A 2,081-nucleotide genomic window follows, 5' to 3' on the forward strand; every position below is an offset into this window, starting at 1 on the left:
GTTGTGGTGCTGGCCCTGGCGCTGGTGCTGCTGTTCCGTCCGTCCGGCCTGCTCGGGAGAACCTCATGACCACCGATACCGATGCCACTGACGCAACCGGCGCCACGAGCCCAGCCACCTCTCAAGATGAGAGGACGACGGCGGCTCCCGCGGGATCGCGACGAGGCTCGAGTCCCGCCGGTGCCCCCGTCCGTCCCCGCCTGACCCGCCGCCGGATGGTTGGGGCCGCAGCAGGCCTTGCCGGGATTATCCTGCTGGTCCTGCTGCCGCTCCTCAACCTGTCCCTGCCGGGCGTGCTGCCCGGACCTACTTACACGCCCGGGTCCCTGCAGCTGCTGGCGATGTGCATGCTGATGGCCGCCGCTGCGTTGACCTACCACCTGTTGCTCGGGGTGGCGGGCCTGCTCTCCTTCGGCCACGCCCTCTACTTCGGCGCGGGCGTCTACGGCCTGGCAATCATCCTGCAGAACCTGGATATCCCGCTGCTCCCGGCGATGGGCCTGACCCTCCTGGTGGTGATTGTGCTGGCGCACGTGGTGGGCAGCATCAGCCTGCGCGTCAGCGGCATCCCGTTCGCCATGGTCACCCTGGCCTTCGCCCAGGCGGGTTCGGTGATCGTGGGCCGCAACCCGGAAGGCATCACCGGCGGCGACGAAGGCCTCACCCTGCGGACCGACAATCTCCCGGACTTCCTGGTGGGCGTCGTCAACACCCGCAATCTGTACTGGCTGGCCCTGGCCGTGCTGGTGGCCGTGTTCATCATCGTCACCTGGGTGCAGTCCTCCCGCGCCGGGCACGTGGCCGCGGCCGTCCGGGAGAACGAGCTGCGCGTCCGCGTCCTTGGTTTGCAGCCTTACCTCATCAAGCTGCTGATCTTCGTGGTCTCTGCTGTCCTGGTCAGCGTCATCGGCATGGTGTTCCTGCTGCTGCAGAGCGGGGCGGTGCCGCGGGCCGTGTCCGCTGATCTCACCATCACCCTGCTGGTCATGGTGGTCCTGGGCGGCGTCGGCTCCCGCTGGGGCGCTGTCATCGGCGGGGTTTTCTACACCATCCTGGACCAGCGCCTGACCACCCTTGCCAATTCCGATGCCATTGATGCGCTGCCAGACATCCTGCGCGTACCGTTGTCGGAACCGCTTTTCATCCTGGGCACGCTGTTCATCCTCGTGGTGCTCTTCCTGCCGGGCGGCCTGACGGGCACCGCCCAACGGCTCGCCCAGCGCCGCAGCCGGCGCACCGAGAAGTCCCGCGGGATCCTGGAGGAGGCGGCATGACCACCGCTGACGGACTGCACACCCTGGGCCGCTGGACCACGGACCGAAGCCTCGCCACCCCCCACAGGATCGCCATCGACGACCGCGGCTGCACGCTCACTTACGGCGAGCTGGAACGGCGGGCGGCCGCCCTGGCCGCGGTCCTGCAGGCCGCCGGATACGTCACCGGCGACCGGATAGCCACCCTCACCGGCAACAGCTCCGACCATGTGGTGGTGTTCTTCGCCTGCGCCAAGGCCGGGCTCGTCCTGGTGCCGCTCTCCTGGCGCCTGTCACCACGTGAACTGTCCGCGCAGCTCGGGCTGGCGGATGCCCAGCTCCTGCTGGTGGAAGGCGATCTGGACGCTTTGGCCGCCGCGACCTGCTCGCTCCTGCCCCAGCCGCCCAGGATCGCGGCGCTCGGGCCCGGCGGCGTCGAAAAGTCCGTGCCGGCGCCTTCCCGGGTGCTCCGTGCGGGGGCGCCCAGGCAGGAAGCGCGCAGGACGGAAGTGCGCGACGACGACGCCCTCCTGATGATCTTCACGTCCGGCACGGAGGGGGCCAGCAAGGCCGCCGTGCTGACGCACGCCAACTGCTTCTGGACCAACCTCTCGCTGTCGCGGACCCTGGACATCGTCAGCACCGACGTGGTGCTGGCCGTTCTTCCGCAATTCCATGTGGGCGGTTGGAACATCCAGCCACTCCTGGCGTGGTGGACGGGCGCCACCGTGGTCCTGGAACGCGGCTTCGAGCCGGGCCGGGTGCTGCAGCTCATTTCGGAACGGCGCGTGACCATGCTGATGGGCGTCCCCACCCATTACCTGATGC

General features: G+C 68.9%; 2 protein-coding genes. Both read left to right on the top strand.

The window, feature by feature from the left end:
• The first annotated feature begins 215 nt into the window (after positions 1–215).
• Complete coding sequence (locus DBR22_RS21345; RefSeq protein ID WP_108600643.1) at positions 216–1,274, top strand: branched-chain amino acid ABC transporter permease; 1,059 nt, start codon at positions 216–218, stop codon at positions 1,272–1,274.
• The coding region (locus tag DBR22_RS21350) for an AMP-binding protein (RefSeq protein ID WP_146187611.1) at positions 1,271–2,081 on the top strand (811 nt) is incomplete at its 3' end. The genes DBR22_RS21345 and DBR22_RS21350, both read left to right, overlap by 4 nt.

It is taken from the genome of Arthrobacter sp. HMWF013 (assembly GCF_003061105.1).
Lineage (GTDB): Bacteria > Actinomycetota > Actinomycetes > Actinomycetales > Micrococcaceae > Arthrobacter.